At 69.1% G+C, this 3463-nt stretch carries 5 protein-coding genes; all 5 read right to left on the bottom strand.

Translation table 11 applies throughout. The features are described from left to right. Positions 1 to 213 precede the first annotated feature (213 nt). On the bottom strand, positions 214 to 507 hold the full coding sequence (locus tag ACWDU1_RS30805) for a DUF222 domain-containing protein (RefSeq protein ID WP_030524663.1): 294 nt from the start codon (positions 505 to 507) through the stop codon (positions 214 to 216). Between the two features lie 159 nt (positions 508 to 666). Then, positions 667 to 1434: a Clp protease N-terminal domain-containing protein gene (locus tag ACWDU1_RS30800; protein WP_450003864.1), complete on the bottom strand. Its 768-nt coding sequence runs from the start codon at positions 1432 to 1434 to the stop codon at positions 667 to 669. A 58-nt stretch (positions 1435 to 1492) separates the two neighbouring features. After that, positions 1493 to 2386, bottom strand: coding sequence for a CDP-alcohol phosphatidyltransferase family protein (locus ACWDU1_RS30795; protein ID WP_450003862.1), 894 nt, complete (start codon positions 2384 to 2386; stop codon positions 1493 to 1495). Further along, the gene (locus tag ACWDU1_RS30790) at positions 2386 to 3111 is read right to left on the bottom strand and encodes a phosphatidylserine decarboxylase (RefSeq protein WP_450003860.1); all 726 of its coding nucleotides are present in this window, start codon (positions 3109 to 3111) and stop codon (positions 2386 to 2388) included. Before ACWDU1_RS30790 ends, ACWDU1_RS30795 begins: the two co-directional genes overlap by 1 nt. Before the next feature lie 145 nt (positions 3112 to 3256). Next, positions 3257 to 3463, bottom strand: coding sequence for a GlsB/YeaQ/YmgE family stress response membrane protein (locus tag ACWDU1_RS30785; RefSeq protein ID WP_450003858.1), 207 nt, complete (start codon positions 3461 to 3463; stop codon positions 3257 to 3259).

The following is a 3463-nucleotide window of genomic DNA, read 5'->3' as shown; positions in this document are numbered from 1 at the left end:
AATTTTGGAGCGGCTCCGCCGCTCGAGGGTGGGGCCCTGTTAACCCGGTTCTTCACTCCCGGCGGTCGGTCGCTGCGCTCCCTCCCTCTGGTCGCTCCAGAACCGGGCGGGCCCCACCCTTGACGGATGCGATCATCCGGCAAGAGCGCTATGCATCCCATCTCACTGCCCGCTGGAGAACCGGGGCGGGCCCCTGGGGGTTGCTCGATTCGGTCAGAGGCTGTCGGTGACGCGGAGGGCCAAGGCCAGGAAGGCGTCGGCTCGGCGTTCCTCCGGCGTGCGGGGTTCGCCCTCGTCGATGGTGACGAATTCGGCGTCGTGCAACAGGAGCTCGGCTTCGACCCGCATGATCGCGCGGATGAACGGCGGCGCGACTTCCGGCGGCAGATCGCCGTTGACCACATAGCTCCCGTCGGACAGGGATTCGGTGGACACATAGGTCAGCGCGCGCAGCAGATCGTCCCGGTGCTCACCGGCCACCAGGTCGGAATCCGTTTCATCCGCCATTGCTATAGATTACCGGGACCGGCGGCCCGCCCGGGTACCCCGCGACGTTCGCGGGCGCCACCGCGGTACGGCCCGCCGGTCCGCGCGCCGATGGCAGACGGGTCGGGGGTGGATCGTGGGCGGCACGGGGGCCCCGGGCGCCTCCGCGCCGCTCACGGCCTATTTCCGATCGGCCACGATCTGCGCGAGAACCTCGGTCAGGCGGGCCTCCAGGGTGTCCTTGCGCAACCCGGCGTCGGACAGGATGCCCGTTCCGTTCTCCTGTTCCAGGATGGCCAGCAGGACGTGCTCGGTGCCGATGTAGTTGTGACCCAGGCGCAGCGCTTCGCGGAAGGTCAGCTCCAGCGCCTTCTTGGATTCGGCGTCGAAGGGGACCAGACCGCTCATCTTGCCGGCGGTCACGGCGGCACCGAGTTCCCCTGGGGAGATCGCCGCACCGGGTTCGGCGCCGGAAGCGGCGATCGCGGCCGTGGCCAGGTCGGCCGGCGCGACCCCCTGCTCCACGATCAACCGGCCGGCCAGCCCATCGGCCTGACTGAGCAGTCCCAGCACCAGATGGGCGAGCGTGATCTGCGAACTACCGCCGATATTGGCCGCCTCTTGCGCCGCGACGACCATCGCGCGGGCGCGATCGGTGAATTTCGCGAAGCCCGCGTTGGGGTCCATCTGATCGGAGGGGTCGCCGGGCGCTTTCGGCACGAAGCGCTTCTGGGCGGCCTGTTTGCTGACACCCATACTGGCGCCGATCTCGGTCCACGAGGCGCCGGACCGGCGGGCCTGATCGACGAAGTGGCCGATCAGGTGATCGGCGAGTTCACCGAGGTGGCCGGCGGTGACCACCGCGTCGGAGAGCTGTTCGAGGGCATTGTCGGGCCGGGCTTTCTTGATGACCTCGATGAGATCGTCCAGCCGTACTGAGGAAGTCATGCGTCAACTATAGGTTGACGCATGACCGAGCGTCAACCAAAAGTTGACGATCTTGCGCTCAGGTCCGTCCACCCGGACGGCGGAGCCGCAACCGCGAATCACCGCGCAATTGCGGCCGGCGGATCTCCGGCCGCCGCAGCACCGGCATGCGCCGGTCGGCGCGCCGCTGCGCCCGCCGTTCCGCCGGTTTGTACTGCCAGGTCTCCGGCCGGGCCGCGACCCAGCGCTGCGAGTACCAGGCGAAGGGGATATGACCCAGATAGAGCACGATCAGCACCAGCAACAGCACGATCGGATAGGTGATCAGCGCCGCGCCCGCCAGCGCGACGAGCACCAGCAAACCGGCCGCGGCCTGCGGCGCCACCGACACCGATTTCAGTGCGAGCGTAGGAATGGTGCTGACACACAGCGCGGCCGCGAACACCGTCCAGGCGGCCACTACGGGGAAACTCGTCCACCAGCCGTCGCCGAACTGCACCAGCACCGCGATCGGCGCCATGGCGATGAGGGCGCCCGCGGGAGCCGGGACACCGACGAAATACTCCCGGGCCCATTCGGGGCGGGTGTCGTCGTCCATCAAGGTGTTGAACCGGGCCAGCCGCAGGACCACGCTCACCGCGAACAGCAGTGCGATGATCCAGCCCGCCCCGCTGCTCTCGCCGTCGAACAGCACGACATAGAGGACCAGGGCCGGCGCCACTCCGAAGGAGATGGCGTCGGACAGGGAATCCAACTCCGCGCCGATCTTGGTGGTGGCCGACAGCAACCGGGCCAGCCGGCCGTCCAGGGTGTCGAGCACCGCGGCGGCGCCGATCATGGCGAGCGCGATCTTCAGCTCGCCCTCCAGCCCGAATTTCACGGCGGACAGTCCCGAGCACAGGGCCAGGATCGTGACGATACTGGGCAGCAGCCGGATGGATCGGCGCCGCCTGCCTTCGATGACCTGCTCCATCACGTATCGGCCGACGGCAGGACCGCCAGGACCGTCTCCCCTCCGATCGTGCGCTGCCCGACGTTCACGAGGGGCCGGGTACCCGCCGGGAAATAGGTGTCCACGCGGGAGCCGAAACGGATCAGGCCGTAGGTGTCGCCGATGGTGACCCGGTCACCGGGGGCGGCGTCACAGACGATCCGCCGCGCGAGCAGGCCGGCGATCTGAACCACCACCACCTGCTCTCCGCCGTCGGTGTCGAGCAACATGCTGCTGCGCTCGTTGGCGTCGCTGGCCTCGGGCAGATCCGCGGATTTGAACTGGCCGCGCCGGTACTGCACATCGCGCACCACACCGGACACCGGGATGCGCTGCACATGGACGTCCAGCACGGACAGGAAGATGCTCACCCGAGGCAGCGGACTGTCGCCGAGCCCCAGCTCGGCGGGCGGCGCCGCGGTATCCACCAGCGCGATCTCACCGTCGGCGGGCGCCACGACGACACCGGGCCGGTTCGGCGGTACGCGGTTCGGGTGCCGGAAGAAGGTCGCGCTCGCGAGAGCGGCCGCGAGTCCGCCGCGGCGGATCCAGCGCCGCCGCCGCCCGAGCACCGCGACGGCCAGCGGCGCGGCCACGAACGGCAGTCCGGCCGGGTGCAACGGCGGGATCGCGTTACGCACCAGATCGGCCAGATGAGCCGGACCGGAACGTTCCGGAGTGCCCGGCGGGGTGGGACGGCGTGCCACTGATTCCTCTTTCGTACTCGGTTCGATCCACCCGGACCGGGGTGACGGCCGGACACCCACACGGCATCCCCCGCCGGACCCGTCCGGCGCAAGCGTTCACACCTTACGCCGAACCGGGCCGGCGGGGCCGGGTTCGCATCCGCGGCTACCGCCGCACGACTGCCTTCACCAGGAACAACAGGATCACCGCGCCCGCCAGGCAGGTGAAGAAGCTGAACCACAGGCCGCCGCCCTCGACGTCCACGCCGAACAACTGGAGCAGGAAGCCGCCGAGCAGGCCGCCGACCACACCCACCACGATGTTGAGCAGAATGCCCTGCTGAGCATCGGTTTTCATAACTTTGCTCACCAG

The sequence above is a fragment of the Nocardia sp. NPDC003345 genome (assembly GCF_053589395.1).
This window is presented reverse-complemented; position numbering and strand designations above follow the sequence as displayed.